18 protein-coding genes are annotated in these 22,035 nt (G+C 64.6%); 7 read left to right on the forward strand and 11 right to left on the reverse strand.

Translation table 11 applies throughout. The features are described from left to right. Window positions 1–71: 71 nt before the first annotated feature. Window positions 72–1,544 (reverse strand): Fe-S cluster assembly protein SufB, encoded by a 1,473-nt coding sequence (gene sufB / locus AB4099_RS25790; RefSeq protein ID WP_113515435.1) that lies wholly within the window; start codon window positions 1,542–1,544, stop codon window positions 72–74. A 61-nt stretch (window positions 1,545–1,605) separates the two neighbouring features. Then, window positions 1,606–2,811 (reverse strand): cysteine desulfurase family protein, encoded by a 1,206-nt coding sequence (locus tag AB4099_RS25795; RefSeq protein WP_441480158.1) that lies wholly within the window; start codon window positions 2,809–2,811, stop codon window positions 1,606–1,608. Window positions 2,812–3,106: 295 nt separating this feature from the next. On the opposite strand from AB4099_RS25795, the gene AB4099_RS25800 reads away from it, so the two are divergent. Together AB4099_RS25800 and tyrS are read left to right on the forward strand one after the other, a co-directional pair. Then, entirely contained in the window at window positions 3,107–3,778 is a 672-nt protein-coding gene (locus AB4099_RS25800; RefSeq protein ID WP_113515436.1) for an alpha/beta hydrolase, read from the forward strand. A 134-nt stretch (window positions 3,779–3,912) separates the two neighbouring features. Continuing rightward, window positions 3,913–5,157, forward strand: coding sequence for a tyrosine--tRNA ligase (gene tyrS, locus AB4099_RS25805; protein WP_441480159.1), 1,245 nt, complete (start codon window positions 3,913–3,915; stop codon window positions 5,155–5,157). Between the two features lie 43 nt (window positions 5,158–5,200). Here tyrS and AB4099_RS25810 read toward each other — a convergent pair whose 3' ends face one another. Beyond that, window positions 5,201–8,668: a hypothetical protein gene (locus AB4099_RS25810; protein ID WP_441480160.1), complete on the reverse strand. Its 3,468-nt coding sequence runs from the start codon at window positions 8,666–8,668 to the stop codon at window positions 5,201–5,203. A 236-nt stretch (window positions 8,669–8,904) separates the two neighbouring features. Between AB4099_RS25810 and AB4099_RS25815 the strand changes: the two genes are divergently transcribed. Together AB4099_RS25815 and AB4099_RS25820 are read left to right on the forward strand one after the other, a co-directional pair. Continuing rightward, complete coding sequence (locus AB4099_RS25815) at window positions 8,905–9,369, forward strand: peroxiredoxin (protein ID WP_441480161.1); 465 nt, start codon at window positions 8,905–8,907, stop codon at window positions 9,367–9,369. Window positions 9,370–9,466: 97 nt separating this feature from the next. After that, window positions 9,467–10,780 (forward strand): M23 family metallopeptidase, encoded by a 1,314-nt coding sequence (locus AB4099_RS25820; RefSeq protein WP_441480162.1) that lies wholly within the window; start codon window positions 9,467–9,469, stop codon window positions 10,778–10,780. Between the two features lie 97 nt (window positions 10,781–10,877). Here AB4099_RS25820 and AB4099_RS25825 read toward each other — a convergent pair whose 3' ends face one another. The 8 genes from AB4099_RS25825 to tpiA all read right to left on the reverse strand — a co-directional run bounded on the left by AB4099_RS25825 (window position 10,878) and on the right by tpiA (window position 17,683). After that, window positions 10,878–11,282 carry a DUF350 domain-containing protein gene (locus AB4099_RS25825; RefSeq protein WP_113515448.1) on the reverse strand — a complete coding sequence of 135 codons (405 nt, stop codon included), beginning with the start codon at window positions 11,280–11,282 and terminating at the stop codon, window positions 10,878–10,880. Window positions 11,283–11,320: 38 nt separating this feature from the next. Further along, on the reverse strand, window positions 11,321–12,196 hold the full coding sequence (locus AB4099_RS25830) for a VOC family protein (protein ID WP_441480163.1): 876 nt from the start codon (window positions 12,194–12,196) through the stop codon (window positions 11,321–11,323). 73 nt (window positions 12,197–12,269) lie between these two features. Next, complete coding sequence (locus tag AB4099_RS25835) at window positions 12,270–13,436, reverse strand: glutathionylspermidine synthase family protein (RefSeq protein ID WP_441480164.1); 1,167 nt, start codon at window positions 13,434–13,436, stop codon at window positions 12,270–12,272. A 1-nt stretch (window position 13,437) separates the two neighbouring features. Continuing rightward, the gene (locus AB4099_RS25840; RefSeq protein ID WP_441480165.1) at window positions 13,438–14,040 is read right to left on the reverse strand and encodes a DUF1190 domain-containing protein; all 603 of its coding nucleotides are present in this window, start codon (window positions 14,038–14,040) and stop codon (window positions 13,438–13,440) included. A gap of 13 nt (window positions 14,041–14,053) precedes the next feature. Then, window positions 14,054–14,443, reverse strand: coding sequence for a DUF350 domain-containing protein (locus AB4099_RS25845; protein ID WP_441480166.1), 390 nt, complete (start codon window positions 14,441–14,443; stop codon window positions 14,054–14,056). 127 nt (window positions 14,444–14,570) lie between these two features. Further along, window positions 14,571–16,199, reverse strand: a complete 1,629-nt coding sequence (locus tag AB4099_RS25850) for a CTP synthase (protein ID WP_113515445.1) — start codon at window positions 16,197–16,199, stop codon at window positions 14,571–14,573. Window positions 16,200–16,356: 157 nt separating this feature from the next. Continuing rightward, window positions 16,357–16,758 (reverse strand): preprotein translocase subunit SecG, encoded by a 402-nt coding sequence (secG, locus tag AB4099_RS25855; RefSeq protein ID WP_113515446.1) that lies wholly within the window; start codon window positions 16,756–16,758, stop codon window positions 16,357–16,359. A 160-nt stretch (window positions 16,759–16,918) separates the two neighbouring features. Beyond that, on the reverse strand, window positions 16,919–17,683 hold the full coding sequence (gene tpiA / locus AB4099_RS25860; RefSeq protein WP_441480167.1) for a triose-phosphate isomerase: 765 nt from the start codon (window positions 17,681–17,683) through the stop codon (window positions 16,919–16,921). Between the two features lie 172 nt (window positions 17,684–17,855). Here tpiA and AB4099_RS25865 point away from each other — a divergent pair, with 172 nt between their 5' ends. From AB4099_RS25865 to AB4099_RS25875, 3 genes are read left to right on the forward strand one after another with little or no spacing between them, the layout of a single operon-like run. Beyond that, complete coding sequence (locus AB4099_RS25865) at window positions 17,856–19,772, forward strand: peptidylprolyl isomerase (RefSeq protein ID WP_441480168.1); 1,917 nt, start codon at window positions 17,856–17,858, stop codon at window positions 19,770–19,772. Then, window positions 19,772–21,286: an anthranilate synthase component I gene (gene trpE / locus AB4099_RS25870; RefSeq protein ID WP_441480169.1), complete on the forward strand. Its 1,515-nt coding sequence runs from the start codon at window positions 19,772–19,774 to the stop codon at window positions 21,284–21,286. Before AB4099_RS25865 ends, trpE begins: the two co-directional genes overlap by 1 nt. Continuing rightward, entirely contained in the window at window positions 21,286–22,035 is a 750-nt protein-coding gene (locus tag AB4099_RS25875; RefSeq protein ID WP_441480170.1) for a HipA family kinase, read from the forward strand. Before trpE ends, AB4099_RS25875 begins: the two co-directional genes overlap by 1 nt.

Here is a 22,035-nt window from a genome sequence, read left to right on the forward strand (position 1 = left end):
CAAGCATCCGCGGCTGGTGTCTGTTCGAGAAGGGCGTGGCTGGTCTGGACATGCCAGACCATGATGTCGCGCTAGCCGACGGAGCCTTCGAGCGAGATGGTGATGAGCTTCTGCGCCTCAACGGCGAACTCCATCGGGAGTTGCTGCAGCACCTCCTTGACGAAGCCGTTGACGATCAGCGCCACCGCCTCCTCCTCGGAGAGGCCGCGCTGCTGGCAGTAGAAGAGCTGGTCCTCACCGATCTTCGACGTCGTTGCCTCGTGCTCGAAGATCGCGGTGGCGGTCTTGGCCTCGATATAGGGGATCGTGTGCGCGCCGCACTGGTCGCCGATCAGCAGCGAATCGCAGTTGGTGAAGTTGCGCGCGCCCGTCGCCTTGCGATGCGCCGAGACCATGCCGCGATAGGTCGAGTCCGACTTTCCGGCCGCGATGCCCTTAGCGATGATCTTCGAGGTGGTGTTGCGGCCGAGATGGATCATCTTGGTGCCGCTATCGACCTGCTGCATGCCGTTCGAGACGGCGATCGAGTAGAACTCGCCGCGCGAGCCGTCGCCGCGCAGGATGCAGGACGGATATTTCCAGGTGATGGCGGAGCCGGTCTCGACCTGCGTCCACGAGATCTTCGAGTTCTTGCCGCGGCAATCGCCGCGCTTGGTGACGAAGTTGTAGATGCCGCCCTTGCCCTCGGCATCGCCGGGGAACCAGTTCTGCACCGTCGAGTACTTGATCTCGGCATCATCGAGCGCGATCAGCTCGACCACCGCTGCGTGGAGCTGGTTCTCGTCGCGCTTCGGCGCCGTGCAGCCTTCGAGATAGCTCACATAGGAGCCTTCCTCGGCGATGATCAGCGTGCGCTCGAACTGGCCGGTGTTCTGCTCGTTGATGCGGAAATAGGTCGACAGCTCCATCGGGCAACGCACGCCCTTGGGGATGTAGACGAAGGAGCCGTCGGTGAAGACCGCGCTGTTCAACGTGGCGAAGTAGTTGTCGGTCACCGGAACGACGGTGGCGAGGTACTTCTTTACGAGCTCGGGATGCTCCTGGATCGCCTCGGAGATCGAGCAGAAGATCACGCCGGCCTCGGCCAGCTCCTTCTTGAAGGTGGTGACAACCGAAACGGAGTCGAAGACGGCATCGACCGCAACGCGGTTCTCCGGCGCGACGCCAGCGAGGATTTCCTGTTCGCGGAGCGGAATGCCGAGCTTCTTATAGGTCTCCAGGATCGCCGGATCGACCTCGTCGAGCGATTTCGGCTGCGCGCCCATCTTCGGCGCGGCGTAGTAATAGATGTTCTGATAATCGATCGGCGGGTAGTTGACGCGCGACCAGGTCGGCTCCGTCATCGTCTTCCAGCGCCGGAAGGCATCCAGCCGCCATTCCAGCATCCATGCCGGCTCGTTCTTGCGCGCCGAGATGTAGCGGACCGTATCTTCGGTCAGCCCCTTGGCGGGCTTATCGACTTCGAGCTCGGTGACGAAGCCGTATTTGTACTCGGTCACGTCAATCGACTTGACCTGATCAATGGTCTCCTGGACCGCTGCCATATTCAGTCTCCAGTCGCGGGTTCAAGGCCCGCCGGTTCTTTCAAGATAGTCGCCGGAACAGTCAGGCCGCCGCCTGCCTCTCCCGACCGGTGTTCGCGGCAAGCGCCTTCGCGTATGCCGCAAGGAAATGAGCGATGTCGGCCTCGGAAGTGGTCCATCCCAGGCTCGCCCGCAAGGCCCCTGCACTCATGACAGGGTCGACGCCCATGGCATCCAGGACATGCGAGCGCTTGACCTTGCCCGAGGAGCAGGCCGAGCCGGACGAGAGCGCTATGCCAGCGAGATCCAGCACGATCAACGCCGTTTCCGCCTTGATCCCCGGCGTCGCGAAGGCGCTGGTATTCGGCAGACGCGGAGCAGCGTCACCGAACAGGACCGTCTCCGGTGCGAGAGCAAGGATTCCAGCTTCCAGTGTGCTGCGGAGGCTCGAAAGCCTGGCCGCCTCTGTCGCGATTGCCTTGCTGGCGATCTCGGCAGCAATGCCGAAGCCGACGATGCCGGGAACGTTTTCGGTGCCGGCACGCCAGCCGCGTTCCTGCCCACCACCGCGAACCGGCTTGTCCGCAAGTTCGTAGGCGCCGCTGCGGAGAACGATCGCGCCAACACCCTTCGGGCCGCCAAACTTGTGTGCAGACAGCACCAGAGCATCCACCCCCAGTGCATTGATATCGATAGAAATCTTGCCGGCAGCTTGAACCGCGTCGCAGTGCAGGAGTGCGCCGTAACGCCTGGCAATGACCGCTGCCTCGGCAATCGGCTGAATGACACCGGTTTCGTTATTGGCAAGATGCAGCGACACGAGCGCCCGCGCGCCGGGCTGCTCGCTGGCCAATCTCTGCAGCCGTGCCTCGAGCCAGGCCAGATCGGCGAGCCCCGCGGCATCGACCGGAATGGCTTCCGCGGCACCGCCTGCGAAGCGATGCCCCTCGCGGACGCAGGCATGCTCGGTCGCGCTATAAAGCAGCAGCGAGCCTGGCACGCGGACGCAATCGCGCCCGCCGCTGCATTCCATCAGCCCCGGCGAAAGCACCGTCGCATTGGCCTCCGTGCCGCCGCTGGTGAAAACGACATTGGCCGGCCTGGCGGCGCAAAGCTGTGCGACCTGCTCCCGTGCCTTCTCGACAGCCGCCCGCGCCAGCCTGCCCTCGCCGTGGACGGAGGATGGATTGCCGGGCATGCGCAGCGCGGCCAGCATCGCCTCCGCCACGTCCGGACGAACCGGCGTGGTGGCGTTGTGGTCGAGATAGCTGCGGGCTGACCCGGTCACGTTTGCGAAGCTCCGATCCAGCATCGGCCTGGCCGGCACGAAATGCTTGAAATTGCACCCCTGCGCCGTGCTATAGCCGCCCATCCAACCGGCCGTGTTCCGGGACCGCAGGTTCGCCAAAACGGCAAACCGCTCGTTTGTTCCGGTCTTGTTCACGGCTGTTAGAACTATTCTAAGCGCTTGATGTAGGGCGCGAGCGGCAGGTCCGTCAAGGGCAGCGGGACATTTTGGACGGCAGTTTGCCCCCGATATGCCGGTTGCGCGCGGCTCTGCCCCAACAAAAGGCGAGTGTGATATGCCCGAGGTGATTTTCAACGGACCGGCCGGACGGATCGAAGGTCGCTACCAGCCCGCAAAGAAGAAGGGCGCCCCGCTCGCCATCATCCTGCATCCGCACCCTCAGTTCGGCGGCACGATGAACAACCAGATCGTCTACAATCTGTTCTACACTTTCGTGAACCGCGGCTTTTCGGCGCTGCGCTTCAACTTCCGCGGCGTCGGCCGCAGCCAGGGCCATTTCGACCATGGCGCCGGTGAACTGTCGGACGCTGCCGCTGCGCTGGACTGGATGCAGGCGCTGAACCCCGAGGCCAAGAGCTGCTGGATCACCGGCGTCTCCTTCGGCGCCTGGATCGGCATGCAGCTGCTGATGCGCCGCCCGGAGATCGAGGGCTTCATGTCGATCGCCGCGATGGCGAACCGCTACGATTTCTCCTTCCTGGCACCCTGCCCTTCCTCCGGACTGTTCGTGCACGGTTCGGAAGACCGCGTGGCGCCGGTCAAGGAAGTCATGGCCGTGATCGAGAAGGTGAAGACCCAGAAAGGCATCCAAATCGAACACGCCGTCGTCGAGGGCGCTAACCACTTCTTCGATGGTCGCGTCGACCAGCTGATGGAGGCGGTCAGCCTCTATCTCGACCGCAAGGTCGGCCCCGAGATCAGCAAGGCCGAACAGGAACAGGTCTGAATTCAGCCCTCATCCCAGGGAGCCGCGGAGCGGCATCCCGAAGGGCAATCCAGTGCGCGCTGGAGACATCCTTCGGGACACGATCCGCGGTCGCTCCTCAGGATGAGGCCGCCTTATGTAAACGAGCTTTCGCCATGACGACTTTCAAATCCGATCTCCTGCGCGTTCTCTCCGAGCGCGGCTATGTTCATCAGATCTCCGATCCGGAAGGGCTCGATGCGGCTGCGCTGAAGGGGCCGATCAGCGCCTATATCGGCTTCGACGCGACGGCGACGTCTCTTCATGCGGGCTCGCTCATCCAGATCATGATGCTGCACTGGATGCAGGAGACCGGTCACAAGCCAATCGCACTGATGGGCGGCGGCACCTCGATGGTGGGTGACCCGTCCTTCAAGGACGAGGCGCGCAAGCTGCTGACGGTCGAAGACATCGAGCGCAATCTGGCAGGTATCCGCAAGGTTTTTGCCCGCTATCTCGACTTCGATGGCGCGGCGAGCATGATGAACAATGCCGACTGGCTGCTCGGGCTCAACTATCTCGAGTTCCTGCGCGATGTCGGCCGACACTTCTCGGTCAACCGCATGCTGTCCTTCGATAGCGTCAAGATGCGGCTTGACCGCGAGCAGTCGCTGTCCTTCCTCGAATTCAACTACATGATCCTGCAGGCCTACGACTTCGTGGAGCTGAACAAGCGCACGGGTTGCGTGCTGCAGATGGGCGGCTCCGACCAGTGGGGCAATATCATCAATGGCATCGACCTCGGCCACCGCATGGCGAATGTGCAGCTCTACGCGCTGACCTCACCGCTGCTGACGACGGCCTCCGGTGGCAAGATGGGCAAGACCGCCAACGGCGCCGTCTGGCTCAATGCCGATCTGATGAGCCCCTATGAGTTCTGGCAGTTCTGGCGCAATACCGAGGACGCCGATGTCGAGCGCTTCCTGAAGCTCTACACCAAGCTCCCGATGGACGAGATCGCCCGCCTGGCTGCCCTGGGCGGTTCCGAGATCAACGACGCCAAGAAGGTGCTCGCGACGGAGGCCACCGCATTGCTGCATGGGCGCGAGGCTGCGGAAGCGGCCTTCGAGACGGCGCGCCGGACCTTTGAGGAGGGCACGCTCGCTGAGGACCTGCCGAGCGTCGGAGTCTCGCAGGCCGTTCTCGACGCAGGCCTCGGCGTCCTGACCGCGTTCGTCACCGCCGGCCTGGTGCCCTCGACCGGCGAAGCCCGCCGGCAGGTCAAGTCCGGTGGTCTTCGCGTCAATGACGAGGTCGTCACCGATGAGCGCGCGGCGCTGGGTGCTAGCCATCTCTCGCCGGAGGGCGTGATCAAGCTCTCCTTCGGCCGCAAGAAGCATGTCCTGCTGCGGCCGGAATAAGCGGCTCCAAGTCGCGACACCAAGTCGCGACACTGAACCAGGCTCAGCGCTGGGCCTGGCTCGGCGCCGGGACCGGTGATCTGGTGGGGCGCTCCAGGGGGGCCCCCCCGAGCGGATCGACGAAACGACGCAGAATGCCGGGCGCGATCGCGGAGAGCGGATTGATCGACATGGTCGGCGCGCTGGCAGATCCCGATATCCGGAAATTCAGGGCGAACAATCCACCATACTGACCTCCGCCAAGGATCATCCCCACGACCGGCACCTGCGCGAAGGCATTGTTGAACGCATAGCTCGGCACGAAGGTGCCGCCGATATCGACCTTGTCGCGGCCGTAATCGACATTTCCCTGAAGCGTGAACCCGATCTGCTGGCCCCAGATTACCATGTCCGAGACATCAAGGCGGCTGGCAGATCGGGTGAATTCCGCCCTTAGCTTGGTGAAGGCGACCTCGCTGGCATCGATGCGGCCTCCTGCTCCACCAACGCGATCACCGGACAGGGCCGTCACCGCCTGCTCTCCGAGGACCCGCCACAACGCCGGCTCGTCGCGCACGACGAAGTTGCGGAAGAGCAGCTCCCCGCTTTGGCGCGTGTCGCCGGGGCCCAGCGTCAGGACCAGATCGCCCCCGTGAGCCCGGCGGTAGAAGTCAAAGAAGCGCAGCACCGAACCGCCATTCTCCGACTGCAGGACGAGTGTGCCGGCGCCTTCGCCTTGGCGGGCCTGCCTTGCAGAAACGCTCGCCCGGCCGATGCGACCGTCGAAATTCAGGGAGCGCAGGTCACCATTTCGCTTCGAGAACTTCAGCACGCCGTTGCCGATCGCCTCGTTGTTGAAGCCGGTCAGGATCGGCACGTCGAGATCGACATCGACGTCGTTTCCCCGCGCTGCGTTCTTGTCGCCTCGTGCCGCGGGAGCCGCACCGACCTGCAGGTCACGAATGAAGGGCCGCACATCGGCAACCTGCCCGCGGATCACCAGCTTCGTTACCGTACCGTCACGCTTGGCCTCGACCTTGAGATTGTCGCCGGGGGATATCCGAAACTGCGAGAGGCTGGCCGCCTCAAATCCGCTCTGCTTGTTGAGTTCGATCTTGCCGCGGATCAGGACCGGCAACGCATCGAGCGTGAAATCATCGAGATCGGAACCATCGGCATCGACGATGTAGTTGAAGGTCGCTTTCCCCGCCCGCCCGGCGGGCTTGGCGAAGCCGGGGATCACCCCATCGATCGCAGTCTTGGTCAAATCGAGTTCAACGCGCGGCGCGGCGTCTGCGCCCTTCCCTAGCTGTTTCGACACCTTGACCTGCACGGGACCGTTGACGCCAAGTTCCGGCCCGAAGCCGCGCTTCTGGCGGGCGGCGTTGTCCAGCGTGAAGCCGAGCGTCGCTTCGCCCTGTCCCTTCGCGTTCTGGCGGATCTCCATCTGTGCGCGCTCGCCGCCGACGCGGCCTTCGCCCCGGATCGAAAGACCAGTTCGATCGAATCCGACGGTGAAATTGGCTGCTTCGAGCTTCTCTGTGCCAAGCAGTGTATCAGAGGCTACGTTGGAGAGCGTGCCTGAGCTCTGGACCACGACGTCGGAGGGCTGGATTTCGGCGACCATCGGCAAAGCGATGACGGTCTTCAGGTCACTGCTGCCACGGATCGACGCCGGATCGCCTGCTCCAGGATTGAACTCCTTGAGCGCGGGAAAGGTGAAGAGTGCAGCAACCGCGTCAGCCGGCCCGACTGAGCGGAAGCCGATCTTGGCCTGGGGACGCGGCGCCCAGGTATCGAGCATGCCAAAGCTGCCTTCGCTCAACGCAAGCTTGCGGCCATCCCCCAGATCGGCTGTCGCCTTCGGGATGGTAAGCTGGACCGTCCGGCCCGTCGCGGTACCGTTGACCGCGCCGTCGATCAGCGGCGGCAATCCCGGCCCCGGCAGATAGCGCACATTCGTCGCGTCCACCGTCACGAGCAGCGCCTTGTCGGGCATGCCTGCGCCTCGCAGCATCCGGGCGTGATCTTCTGCCGGCAGGTCGACCTTCACATCCACTGCTATGAGACGGCCTGCGGCCACCTCACGGCTCAGCGAGGCGTGCAGATGGGGCGCAGTCCACTCGGGCCAGATGGCAAGGGCGGCCCGCGCGTCCGAATCCGTCGCCCGGACCCAGAACTGCTGATAGGGTGATTCGCCCCGCTTCTGCACAAGCCCGGTCATGTCGACCGCGATCAGCGGGCCGCGCAGTGAGAAACTCTCGATACGGACCTCCCCGGCTGCGCTGTCGAGGACGATGCCGCTCTGAATGCTGTCGATGGCGACTGCCGGATCCGAGCCGATTCCGGATATCTGCCCCTTTGCGTCCAGCCCGACGCGCCAGACGCCATTCTCTCCACGCAAGCTACCGGAACCGCGCAGCACCGTCGGACCAGCCTTGAACTCCGCCGAGGTCACGCGGAAATCAGCCAGCCCCGTTCCGCTCTCCAACTCGACATGCGCAGTATCGACCGAGATCGGTGCGACCGGGCTGTCACGAAACGCGATCGTGCCGGGAAGGATGTCGAAGCGCGCCGACATCTTGCTTTCGCCGCCTGGGCGCTGAGCCAAGGAGATCCTGCCCTTCATCGACAGCCCGTTGATCGCGACGCTCGACGTGCCCACGGCGAGAGCAACAGCCTCGGCCGGCTCGAAGCGAACGACATCGATCTCCGCCCGCCGCGTGCCATCCGGATCGGCCGACAGATCGACAACGAGTTCCTTCCAGCGCGAGCCGGTCCGGCCCTTCATCGTAAGGCGGCTGACGCCGTTGCCGACACGCGACAATCTGATGTCGACATCCTCGAGACTGGTCCTCTGTCGACCATCGGGATCGACCAGCGCCAGCCTTGCTCCGCGCATGCCTGCCGTTTCGAGCGCGCCCAGAAGACCGTCTCCGGCAGCAACCGTCGCGACGGCCTCCATGATGTTGGTAAAGACGTTCCAATGACTGGCATCTGGAATCGCAGGCGGCTGTACCACGGGTTCGGGGGGGGCCGCATCCGCATTCACGATCAACGCGCCGTCATGATTGACGCCGAGGCGCATGTTGACGCCACGCAGGTCGACCGACACCAGCCGGATTTCGCCGCGCAGCAGCGCCAGCGGCACATAACCGAGCACGGCCTCCGGCGCACGGAAGGCCGCACCGCTGCGGTGGCGGAACGAAACCTGCCTGACCCTGAGCTGGGCATGTCCGTCGATCCGGCTGAGCTCCGCGCTGCCAGCCTCGACCTGCCAGTCTGGTCCGAGCCGCTCTGCAATCGCAGCTGAGATTCGGCCCTCCAGGCCCGAGAGCGGAATCATCCCGGTGACCAGCAGAGCGCCAGCCGCGCCCGCCAGCGTCACCACAGCAACGGCCACCGCCACCACGATCGTGACAAGCCCAGCCTTCGCGCGCCGTGCGACCGCAGCGACCTCGTCGCAGGTCGTGCTTTCGGGGGGCACAACCCGCGGCGGCTCCTGACCGACCTTGTCGTTACGTTCGTTCACCAAGGACTTTCGCGTTCTGAAAGGGGCCGAAATGCGACTTCGGTCCGGCTTCACCAGATTCTATGAGTCTTCGCCGGCCTGAATGGCCCTAGGCGGGTTACACGGATGTTGCGGCCAGACTAACCGATTCGGCTTTTGCTCCATCCAGGCTGGCTGGCGCATGAACGGGCGGCACACTCTGCCCATCGATTCTTTGCGCTCCTTGCAGCGCGATCGCGACGAAAGGAAGGCAATTCATGGGCTTGCAAGTGGGCGATCTCGCGCCAGAATTCACGTTGCCGAGGGATGGCGCGGGCACGGTTTCGCTCGCGGACCTCGAGGGACGCAAGGTCGTACTCTATGCCTATCCAAAGGACGATACTGAGAGCTGCACAAAGGAAGCCATTGCTTTCAATGGCTTGCATGCGGAGTTTGCCGCGGCGGGGGCCGATATCATCGGAATCTCTCCCGATCCGATCAAGCGTCACGATCGCTTCAAGCAGAAATATGCCCTCACCTTCCCGCTTGTCGCCGATGAAGCCCGCGCAGTGCTCGAGAACTACGGCATCTGGGTCGAGAAGAGCATGTATGGCCGCAAGTATATGGGCGTGGAGCGAACCACCTTTCTGATCGACCAGGACGGCCGCATCGCGCGGATCTGGCCGAAGGTGAAGGTCGCGGGCCATGCCGAGGAGGTCCTGGCGGCCGTCCGGGCGATGTGACAGCGGCAGAATGCTGAGCCGGCGCCGGCGATTTGCAAAGGATTAACCCTAACAAGGTCTACTCGCATCATCGGCAGCGTTACATCCGGTTTTGCGTATGACTCATCCCGCCTCGCCTGGTCCGGCCCTTCCCGTCACGGGACTGGCCTCACACAAGAGCTACACGATCCGCCGTTCGACGGCCTTCGCGGGCCTCTCGCTTCTGGCCCTTACGACCGCCTGGGGTGGTGTGACGGGCTGGTACATCCTCAGCAAAGACGACATCGCGGCGCGGCTGATCGCCCGCGAGACCACCCGGCAATATGCTTATGAAGACAGGATCGCGGCGTTGCGCGCCGATATCGACCGCCTCGCCAGCCGCGCCCTGCTCGATCAGGATGGCGTCGAGGCTCGTGTCGACGAACTGGCCACGCGTCAAGCCGAGCTGGAGAGCAAGCAGGCCCTGGTCGCTGCCGTCACCGAAACGCTGCAGGCCGGCGGCATTGCATCGCCTGCAAAGGTTCCGCTGCGTTCACGCCTGATCAAGGCGGAGGAGCCGATCCGCGCATCGAGCGTCTCAAGCTTCGCGCCGATCACCTCAAGCAAGCCGATGCCCGCTCCCGACCTTCCAGGGCTCCGCAGCTCGGAAGAGCACAAGAGCCTACCATGGCAATCGGGCGAGGCGGAGGAAGCTCCGCAAGCGCCCGCGCAACGCGTCGCGGAATCGCTGACCAGGCTTGACCAGTCGCTGTCCGAGACAGCCACGGCTCAACTCGCCGCGCTGCGCCATATGGAACAGTCACTCGCCGAATCTCAGAAAACACTGCGCGGGGCGCTGGCGGAGACCGGGCTCGACACCGACAAGCTTGCCGCCACGACGACGATCGCCAAGGGTGTCGGCGGCCCCTTCGTCCCCTTCAAGGTCGATGCGTCCGCCGGTCCCTTCGAGGCCTCATTGAGCGCCCTGCAACCGCGCATATCGGCGGTGTACCGGCTGCGCGGGCTTGTCGAGCAATTGCCCCTTCGCAAGCCGATGCAGGGCGAAGTCGACATGACCTCGAACTATGGCTATCGCGTCGATCCCTTCACCCGCAGCCCGGCGATGCATACCGGAATCGACTTCCGCGCCGAAACCGGAACGCCGATCCGCGCCACCGCGCCCGGCAAGGTCGTCTCGGCTGAATATACCGGCGGCTACGGCAACATGGTCGAGATCGAGCATGCCGGCGGCATCACCACGCGCTACGCTCACATGTCGGCCATCAGCGTTTCAGCCGGGCAGATGGTGACGAGCGGGACCGTGGTCGGCAAGGTCGGCACGACGGGGCGCTCGACCGGCCCCCACCTGCACTATGAAACCCGGATCGAGGGCGAGCCAATCGACCCGACACGCTTTGTCCGCGCCGGAAGCAAGCTCGCCAGCCAGCTTTAGAGCATCGGCCCGAAAAGTGGATTGCGGTTTTCGGGAAAGCCGATGCAATCAACGAAGGCTGGCCTACCGGACTGGATATGGAATCCGGTCCGATGGGCTAGAAGGTCATCGTCGCGGCATTGATGACGCCAGCCGCAAGCGAGGCGGCACCAAGAAACAGCGCAGCGGCCAACTCGCCAGCAGCGATCCGCGCTGACAGGTTGGGCAGCACGAGCCTGACCAGGAAATAGACCAGCAATTGCACGACGAGGGCGACGATGCCCCAGACCACGAGGTCGACGATCGTCGTTGCATGGACCACGGCGCTCGACAGCGGCAGAGCAAAACCCGTGAGACTGAGCCCCAGCGAGAGTGCCGCCGCGACGTTGTTGCGGCGGATCAGGCCGAATTCATTATGCGAGGTCGCCAGGGTGTAGATCAGCAGATAGACGGCGACGAGCCCGAGCGACGCTGAAAAGAAAAGTGCAAAATCCGGCAGTCGCGCCAAAGCTTGGCCGAGCATCGTCATCCCCCGAGTGATTCTGTGCGCGATCCTGCGCTTCAGTTCGCCTCGAACGCAACCGTGCAACCCATGGCGGAGCCGGCCGGCACAACGATGCGGTTACCGATCTGCCGCCACTGGACCTCAGCCGCGCCCAGAATCCCACGCACCACATCGAGATCGTTCACCAGGACCGCGAATCCGGCGAAGTGTGGATCCTTCCTCCCCTCCTCGACGCCAAAGAGCTGGCAGGCGGCATGCAGCGTCAGAATATCGACGCGACCGCGCGGAAGGGCAGCGCTGATGCCGAGCGAATTGGATTTCAGACTGCGCTCGCCAGTGAAGGCCGAAAGAAAAACGTGGTGGTCGGTCGGGTTCTCGGCAACCATCACGGCAGAGGCCAGTGCCTGCACGCCGTTCTGATGCTGCTGGAAGGCCGGATTCCAGAAATTCTGCGGCTCGTGCTGCTGGCAGACGAAGAAGCCACAAGCGGGCGCCAACGCGTTACGGGCAAAGGCCAGCGAGAAGGCGACGCGGACCTCGTTCCCGTCGGGACTGCGCGCCTGACGCTCGAAGAAAAACGGCTCGTAGTCGCCGATGCCGGCTGCCTCGAATATCTGCGCGTCGGCCTTCGCATCGCGACTTTCGAGAACCAGCATCGACAGGCCCTCTGCCCGGGCGAGCTGATCGCGGACGAAGGCTCCGAAGGAGAAGCGCCGATGGGCATGGGGTGGAATGGCCCCGGAGTCGCCGATCGTGATCAGCTCCAGGAAGGTCCCCGGAAACTGTACGATGCGGTTCTCCGTGCCCCAGGGGTGTCGATTGCGGGCTCCAACCCTGAAGCCCATCTTCGCGTAGAGTTCGCCGGCAGCATCGAGGTCACGCACGCCGATGACGAGATGATCGAGGCCACGTGGCCGATTGGGCTGGGACATGTCACGAATCGCCGTTGCTCAGGCCGCGCGTCGCGGTCTCAGGCGCCGGCTGTAGCAAGCTTTGCCGAAGCGGTCACGGCTCGATGTAATGCGGCACGAGGCGCGACGTGTTCTTGGTGATCGTCGTCACATCCTCGCGGATGCATAGCCCGCAGGGTTGCGAGGCGACGAGCCATGAACCCAGCACGGCATGGTATCCGGCAAAGGAGGCGAGCGGCGCGGCATCCTGAAGGATGAAGCCCTCTGCCCCATAGGGGCCGTCATCGCTCTCCAGCACCGTTCCACGTTCGACCAGCGTGATGTTGGCGCCCTCGCGGGAGTAGAGAGGCTTGCGGACATAGCGGGGATTGAGCTCCGCGCAACGCGGATCGCCCTCGAAGTGGGCAGGCAGCAGATTCGGGTGGCCGGGCTCCATCTGCCAGAGGCAGGCAAGCAGGCCCTTGTTGGAGAGAAGGGCCTTCCAGGGCGGCTCGATGAACTGACAGCGCGAGCCGGCCAGGGCGTTCGCGTAGCTCTCCCGGAAGAGCCACTCCCATGGATAGAGTTTGAACAGCGTCTCGATCGGCAGGTTGGCTCCGTCGCAGAATCGTCCGTCGGGGAGCAGTCCGATCTCCTCGATGAAGGTGAAACGCGCGTCGAGGCCGGCCTGCACCGCGCAATCCTGGAGATAGTCGACGGTGCCCTTGTCCTCGTTACTGTTCTGGACGCAAGTCAGGTGCAGCCGATAGGGCGAGGGCTCGCGCAGGGCCGCAAAGGCGGCGATCAGTCGTTCGTGCAGCGAGTTGAACTGATCGCTATCCGGCGGGAGGGCCCCCCGTGCCATGGCCTGCTCAAGCCAGTCCCATTGCACCGCGCTCGATTCGAACAGCGCGGTCGGCGTATCGGCGTTATATTCCAGCAGCTTGGCCGGCCCGCTACCGTCATAGGCCAGATCGAGCCGGCCATAGAGGTTGCGGTCGCCGCGCTGCCAGCTGTCGCGGATCAGCGGCCAGTGCAGCGGCGGAATTGCGAGCCGGGTGAGGATCTCCTCGTCGGCGATCGCGCGCTCAACGAACGCGAAACAAAGCTGCTCGATCTCACCTGTCGGCGCCTCGATATCGCGCTCGATCTCCTCCAATGTGAAGGCGTAGGCAACGCTCTCGTCCCAGTAGGTCTCGCCGTCGAGCGTATGGAAGGCAAAGCCCAGACGCTCGACCTGCGTCTGCCAATCCCGACGTGGTGCCAGTGAAACCCGCCGCATCTCAGGACGACGAGGAGGAACTGTAGGAGCGGGAGGTCGAGCCGAAACCGCCGCGAGAGGCGGCGCTCGGCATGCTGGCGACGCCGGTCGACGAGACATTCCGCGCGACCAGAGCCTGTCCCGAGGCTGTCGAATAGGCGCGCGAACGTCCGCCTGTCCCGCCACCTCCGGACGATGACGACGAGGATCGGGCCTGCCGACATTCATCAGCCAGACTGCCGGGCGGGCAGGCCTGGCGCGTCGGCGGCAGCAACGGCAGGGCTGCACCGCCGCCCTGCGCGAAGCTGCGCGCGAGCATAATTCCGGCAAGCGCCGGAACAACGACCTGCGCGCCGTTCCAGACCGCGCTCTGACAGGAACCGGAGCCATACTCGGCTTCGCAGGCGCTGGCATTGGTGAACTTCTTCGCGTCGCGGAGGTGGGTCGTGGAGGCTTCGTTGAAGCGCTGCTCACATTGGCTGCCGGACATTTGCCCGGCGGCGCGGCAATCGGCGAGCGAGTTGTAGACGAGCGCATCCTCGGCATCGTCGTCAGAGCGCGGCCACGCTATCGCGACCAGCACCACCCCCACCGCGGCCAATCCGATCTGCGAGGAGCGTTTCATGACCGCCTCCCCCTCAAACCGTCATGCTGGCGGCCGCCAGCGTGCCGCTGATCACCGCGATCACCGCCAGCATCGCGGCAGACGGGAGGCGATCCTCCTGGATCTTCTTCGAGAGATCAGGAATCAGGACGCGAGCAAGCCCATAAGCCGCAAACTGGATCAGCATGGCGGCAAGCGCCCAGAGCACGCAGTCTGCAATACTGCTCGCCTGTGCGATCGCCCTTTCGAGCGGGATCGAGAAACCGGCGAGATTGCCGCCGAGTGCTATCGCGGCGGAGAGATTGCCCGCCCGGATCAGGACGATTTCGTCATGGGCGGTCAGCCGCATGTAGACGAGAGCGAAGCCTGTGATCAGCGCGGATCCGACCACGAAATACAGCAAAAAGGCCGGCAAACCGGCCATCGAGACCGCCATATCGTTCCCCCCCGAGTCGCTAAGCGACTATAAGCCGCCGGTAGCGCTGCACCAGCGGCTTGTCGGGATATCGAGGTGAGTGATCAGGCCGGAAGCTCGCACCGCCCGTCTCGGATCAGACCAGGCGGCTCTGTACCACCGCCGCCTCGACGAAGCTGGCGAAAAGCGGGTGAGGCTCGAATGGCCGCGACTTCAGCTCGGGATGATACTGCACGCCGATGAACCAGGGATGGTCGGGATACTCGACCGTCTCGGGCAGAAGGCCGTCCGGCGAAACGCCGCAGAACTTCAGGCCATTCGCCTCAAGCCGCTCGCGATAGCCCATATTGACCTCGTAGCGGTGGCGGTGGCGCTCGGAAATTTCGGTCGAGCCGTAGATTTCGGCGATCTTCGAGCCGGGGCTGAGCTTCGAGGCGTAGGCGCCGAGCCGCATCGTGCCGCCCAGATCGCCGCCGGCCGCACGCATCTCGAGATCGTTGCCGCGCATCCATTCGGTCATCAGGCCGACGACAGGCTCCTCGGTGGGACCGAACTCGGTCGAATTGGCCTTCTCGATATGAGCGAGGGAACGGGCGGCCTCGATCACCGCCATCTGCATGCCGAAGCAGATGCCGAAATAGGGAACCTTGCGCTGCCTGGCGAAGGTCGCAGCCTTGATCTTGCCCTCGGCACCGCGATGTCCGAAGCCGCCGGGAACCAGGATGCCATGGACATGCTCCAGGAAGGGAGCCGGGTCCTCCTTCTCGAAGACCTCCGATTCGATCCAGTCGAGATTGACCTTGACCCGGTTGGCGATGCCGCCGTGCATCAGGGCCTCGATGAGGGACTTATAGGCGTCCTTCATGCCGGTGTATTTGCCGACGATGGCGATCGTGACTTCGCCCTCGGGGTTCTTCACGCGCTCGGAAATGCGCCGCCAATTGCTCAGATCAGGCGCTTCGCCGGCGTCCAGGCCGAACGCCGCCAGAACCTCGGTGTCGAGCCCTTCGGCATGATAGGACAGCGGCACGTCATAGATCGAAGCAACGTCCCGGGCCTCGATCACCGCGGTTTCGCGGACATTGCAGAACAAGGCGAGCTTACGGCGTTCCTCACGCGGGATTTCGCGGTCGGTGCGGCAGAGCAGGATATCGGCCTGGATGCCGATCGACCGCAGCTCGGCAACCGAATGCTGGGTCGGCTTCGTCTTCAGTTCTCCGGCCGTCGGGATATAGGGCAGCAGCGTGAGATGCGTGAAGATGCACTGGCCGCGCGGTAACTGCTGACTGATCTGGCGAATGGATTCGAGGAAGGGCAGGCTCTCGATGTCGCCAACCGTTCCGCCGATCTCGACCAGCGTGAAGTCAAAGTCTTCATTGCCCGTGAGGACGAATTCCTTGATGGCGTTGGTGACGTGCGGAACGACCTGGATCGTCGCTCCGAGATAGTCACCCCGGCGCTCCTTGGTCAGGATGTCCATGTAGATGCGGCCGGTGGTGATGTTGTCGCCCTTGTTGCAGGGCCTGCCGGTGAAGCGCTCGTAATGCCCGAGATCGAGATCGGTCTCGGCTCCGTCATCGGTGACGAAGACCTCGCCATGCTGATACGGGCTCATCGTGCCCGGATCGACATTGAGATAGGGATCGAGCTTGCGCAGGCGGACCTTATAGCCACGTGCCTGCAGGAGAGCTGCGAGAGCTGCCGCCGCGAGGCCCTTGCCAAGCGAGGATACCACGCCGCCGGTGATGAAAACGTACCGCGTCATGGGAGATCACCTTTAACGCCTGGGTTTCGATTCGCTAAGCGCGTCCTTGCAGACCCGCCCCGCTGTTTATGCTTGTCCACAACAGAGAAGGGCCGGCCTTCCGCCAGCTCTTCCCCAAAAGAGAAGGGCCGGTTTCCCGGCCCCTGCCCCGTCCTCGTCACTGCTGCGGCGCTGCCGGCGGCGTCGGCGGTTGTGAGCCGCCCTGATTCTGCATCTGGCGCAGCTGGTCGAGCACCCCGCCTCCCGCGTTGGGAGCGCTCGGACCGGTCGGCGCCGCGGGAGCGGTGGTGCCCGGCGCGCCGTCGATGATCGAGCGCTGCGTCCGCCCATGGGTGGCCATGATCGCCAGAGCAATCGAGGTCAGGAAGAAGAGCCCGGCAAGGATCGCCGTCGCGCGGGTCAGGGCATTCGCCTGGCCGCGGCCGGTCATGAAGCCGCCGACACCACCGCCACCGCCCGAACCCATGCCCAGGCCGCCGCCTTCGGAACGCTGCAGCAGGACCACGCCGACGAGCGCGATCACGATGATCAGATGGATGACGATGAGAACGTTCTGCATGATCCCACGAAATAGGTATGACGCGGGCCGCCACAAGAGTGCCCCACGCCGCATGTCCGCCAATTGCGGGCTCGGCGGCGCACATAGCATGCAGTTGCCGGGTGCACCACCCGGCAATTGCGTCATTCGTGCAATGCTGCCCTCAGCCGGGCGTCAAGGGTCAGCGGCAGGCGCGCGCGATTCCGAGGAAGTCCTCGGCTTTGAGGCTGGCGCCGCCGACGAGCGCGCCGTCGACATGCGGGACATTCATCAGTTCGGCCGCGTTGGACGGCTTGACCGATCCGCCATAGAGCAATCGCACACCGGCGGCGGCTGCCTTGCCGAGGAGTTTGCCGAGTTCGCCACGGATCGCCTCGTGCATCTCGGCGACGTCGGCAGCGGTCGGTGTCAGTCCGGTGCCGATGGCCCAGACCGGTTCGTAGGCGATGACGAGGGTCGCGGGCGTCGAGGCATCGGGAACCGAGCCGCGGAGCTGTTTCCTGACCACGGCAAGCGCCTTGTCGGCTGCGCGCTCGGCTTGCGTCTCGCCGACGCAGACGATCGGGACGAGCAGGCAGCGCTGTGCCGCCTCCGCCTTGGCCCTGACGATGGCATTGGTCTCGCCGTGGAGGGTACGGCGCTCGGAATGACCGACGATCGCATAGCCGGCGCCGGCATCGGCCAGCATGGCGGCAGAAACTTCCCCGGTGAAGGCTCCGCTCTCCTGCTCACTACAATCCTGTCCGCCCGTGGCAATCCGCGAGCCGGTCAGGGCTGCCGTCATGGGGAAGAGCAGAGTCGCAGGCGGGCAGATGGCGAGATCGACCGTGTGCTTCAGCTCCCGGTCGTAGCCCCTGGCTATCTCGGTTGCGACGGCGAGCTCGGCTTTGAGCCCGTTCATCTTCCAATTGCCCGCCACCAACGGCTTGATGCTGCGCGTCACCATTTTTCTCCTCTTGTCTCGCTCCGGGCTCTACCAATGCCCGCAGCGCGCCGCAATCGGCCGGCAGAAGCACGGTGAAGATTGCGGGCAGCGTGATCGGTTCCTATAAGCAGCGCCGACAAAACGCGAAGGCTCGCGTCGCAGCGATGCGGCCGGAGAGGGAAAGAACGACCCCATGATGATGAATCGCATCCGCAAGGCGGGTCAGGGCCTCATTGGCAAGCTCATCATCACAGTGATGTTCGGATTCCTGATCCTGTCCTTCGCGATCTGGGGCATCGGCGACATCTTCCGAGGCTATGGACGCAACTCGGTCGCTCAGGTCGGGAAGACCGAGATCGGCCTCGAGCAGATGCGCGTGGCCTATCAGAACGAAGTCCAGAACCTGACGCGCCAGCAGCGCCGCTCGATTACACCCGAAATGGCGCGAGCGCTCGGTCTCGACCGCCAGGTGCTTTCGCGCCTCGTCACCGAGGCCGTGCTCGATCAGACCGCGAGCCGGATGCGGCTTGCCGTCTCCGACGAGACCATCCGCAACCTGATTTTCCAGGACCCGGTCTTCCGCGATGCCTCCGGCAACTTCTCGCCGGCACGCTTCAACGAATTGCTGCGCTCGAACGGGCTGAACGAACAGAATTATGTGCGCGAGCAGCGCGCCACGATCCTGCGCCAGCAGATCGCCGAGATGGTGGTCGGCGGCGTGACCGCTCCGGTCGCGCTGCAGGAACTCGGACATCGCCTGCGCAACGAGCGACGCGCAGTGACGTTCGCCAGGCTGCCGCCGGCTGCCGCCGGTGAGATTGCGGCACCGACCGAAGCTCAGCTCAAGAGCTATTTCGACGAGCGCAAGGCGAGCTTCCGCGCTCCCGAGTTCCGTAGCGCCAACATACTGACGATCTCGACCGAGGCATTGGCCGACCCCAGCAAGGTCACCGACGAAGAGGCCAAGGCCCGCTACGAGCAGGTCAAGGCCCAGCGCTTTGGTTCGCCCGAGAAGCGCACGATCCAGCAGATCACCTTCCCGAATGCCGAGGAGGCGCAGGCTGCCAAGGCGAAGATCGATGCCGGCGAGGCGTTCGAGGCGATCGCTGCGGCGCGCAATGTCGCCGAGAAGGACCTGACGCTCGGCACCTTCACGCGCAATCAGGTTTTCGATCCGGTTGTGCGCGAGGCCGCGTTCGCGCTTGCCCAGGGTGCCGTCAGCGCGCCGGTCGCCAGCGCGTTCGGCTCTGTACTGCTCCGCGTCCCGACGATCGAACTCGAGCATGTCCGGCCGTTCGATGAGGTTGCTGCCGAGGTGCGCAAGGACGTCGCGACCGGCAAGGCCGCCAGCCAGCTCACGGACCTGCATGACCGGATCGAGGACCAGCGGGCCGCTGCCAAGCCGCTTGCCGAGATCGCGCGCGAGTTCAACCTGCCCCTGCTGACGGTTGGCCCGGTCGATGCCAGCCTGGGCAAGCCGGACGGCACGCAGGAGCAGCCCCTGCCGGGCGGCGACGCCACGCTTCCCGCCATCTTCCGCTCGGATATCGGCGTCGACAACGAGGCCATTCGCCTGCCACGCGACACGGGCTATGTCTGGTTCGATGTGACCAAGATCGAACCCTCGCGCGAGCGGACCTTTGACGAGGTCAAGGGCGAGGTCGAGCGCCAATGGCGGGCAGACGAGGTGGCGAGCAAGCTCTCGGCCAAGGCCCGTGAACTCGTACAGCGTCTCGATTCCGGCGAGGCCTTCGATGCCGTGGCCGCCTCGGCCGGTCTGGTTGTCGAGCAGGCCGCGGATCTGGGCCGGCAGGACCAGAAGCCGGAACTGCCCGCCAATGTCGTCAGCCTGATCTTCGGGACGCCTGTCGGCAAGAGCAACTCGGCGCTGGGCGCAAACGACAGCGGGCGCGTCCTCTTCAAGGTCGTTTCTGCGACGGTACCGCCCTATGCCCGCACGACGCAGGAAGCGGAGAACTTTGCCCGCCTGCTCGGCTCCAGCGTCAGCGAGGATATCCTCGCGCAATATGTCGCGAAACTGCAGAGCAATCTCGGCGTCACGGTCAACGAGACGGCCTTCCGGAACGCCACCGGCGGCGCGCAGAACTGATGTCTGCGCCCTCCGAACTGTCCTCCTTTGTGGAGGCGTATGATGCGGGAGTGCCACAGCTTCTGCGGCGGATCCTGGTCGGTGATTGCGAGACGCCCGTCGCCGCCTTCATGAAGCTGAGGCACGCCACGTCCGGCCCGAGCTTCCTGCTCGAATCGGTCGAGGGCGGCGCCGTACGCGGGCGTTACTCGATGATCGGCATCGAGCCGGACGTGATCTGGCGCTGCCATCGTGGCGAGGCTTCGCTCTGCCGGCCGGCATTGGGCGAGGCCTTCGTCGCCGATCCGCGCCCCGCCTTCGAGAGCCTGCGGGCTCTGCTTGCCGAGAGCGCCATCCCCGACGAGGACGGCCTGCCCCCGATGGCGGCCGGCGTCTTCGGCTATCTCGGCTACGACATGGTGCGGCTGATGGAGCGCCTGCCGCAGCCAAAGGACACCGGGACGGGCGTCCCCGACGCGATCCTGACCCGTCCGACCCTGATGGTGGTGTTTGATACCGTGCGCGACGAGATTCATCTCGTGACGCCTGTCCGCCAGCAACCGGGCGTTGCCGCGCGCGTCGCTCATGAGCGGGCACAGGAGCGGCTCGACCGGGTCACGGATATCCTCGAGGGCCCTCTCCCCCCGGAAGCCGACATCGATATCGCGGCGCTGCCGCAGCCCGACATCGTTTCCAACACGACCGAGGCCGAGTTTCACGCCATGGTGGCGAAGGCGCAGGACTATATCCGCGCCGGCGACATCTTCCAGGTCGTACTGTCGCAGCGTTTCGAGGCGCCCTTCGCCCTGCCCTCCTTTGCGCTTTACCGGGCGCTGCGGCGTGTCAACCCTGCGCCGTTCCTGTGCTATCTCGACTTCGCTGATTTCCAGATCGTCTGTTCGAGCCCCGAGATCCTGGTCCGGCTGCGTGACGATACCGTCACGATCCGGCCGATCGCCGGCACGCGGCGGCGCGGTGCGACAACGGAAGAGGATGAGGCGCTCGCCGAGGAACTGCTGGCCGACCCCAAGGAACGGGCAGAGCATCTGATGCTGCTCGATCTTGGCCGCAATGACGTCGGCCGCGTTGCGCGGATCGGCTCGGTCAAGGTCACCGATTCCTTCTTCATCGAGCGTTACAGCCAGGTCATGCACATCGTTTCCAATGTCGAGGGAGCGATCGACCCTCAGCATGATGCGCTGGCCGCACTCGCCGCGGGCTTCCCGGCCGGCACCGTCTCCGGAGCGCCGAAGGTGCGTGCCATGGAGATCATCGATGAGATGGAACATGACGCGCGCGGCGCCTACGGCGGCTGCATCGGCTATTTCGGTGCCAATGGCGAAATGGACACCTGCATCGTGCTGCGCACCGCCGTGGTGAAGGACGGCCGCATGCATGTCCAGGCCGGCGCCGGCATCGTCTATGATTCGAACCCGGCCTCCGAACAGCTCGAATGCATCAACAAGGCCAAGGCCCTGTTCAAGGCAGCGGAAGAGGCGATCCGTTTCGCAGCGCGCGCTGGCCGGGGACAATAGTGCCCCTGCCGGAGCCCGGGGGCGCCGAAGCCGGTACGGTCGTCGAAATCCTGCGGGTCTTCAGTGATGCGAGCACGCGCCCCTGCCTGGTGCGGACGACGGACGGCGGGCTGCATGTCCTGAAGCTCGCCGGCGCCGGGCCAGGGCCTCGTGGCCTGCTCATCGAGTTCCTTGCCCTGCGCTTCGCGAAGCTGCTCGGCGCACCGGTCCCGGATGCCGAGCCGCTGCTGCTGCCGCATGGCTTTCCATGGATGGTCGGTACCGACGAATTCGACGAGATGATCCAGCGCAGCTTTGGCTGGAATCTCGGCGTCGGTTTCATCCCGAATACCGCCCCGGTCGTAGCCGCGGAGCTTGGCCCCGACGATGCGGCATGTCTCCGGGCGATCGCGGAGGCGGATTGCTTCCTGCACAATGTCGACCGGCCGCGCTCGAATCCGAATCTCCTGCGCGGGGCGGGCGGTACGCTGCACGCGATCGATTTCGACGCCTGTCTCTATTTCGACAGGGCTCTGGCCGGCCGCCTGCCCGCCAGCTTTGCACTTCCACGCACGCACCTCCTGGCAGGCATGATGACGTCGATCGAGGGCAAAGCGCTCGATCCCGACCTGCCGGTATCCTGGCTGGCGGAAGCACCGCCGGAATGGATCGACGCCGCTGGGCGCGAGGTCCCCGCCATCGCCAATGCGCTTGCGACCTATATCCGGCACTGGAACGCCCTCAGCGCCGGCCGGGCGCATGAGGGCTGA

Origin of the sequence: Allobosea sp. 2KB_26, from assembly GCF_052115715.1 — a bacterium.
Taxonomy (GTDB): domain Bacteria; phylum Pseudomonadota; class Alphaproteobacteria; order Rhizobiales; family Beijerinckiaceae; genus Allobosea.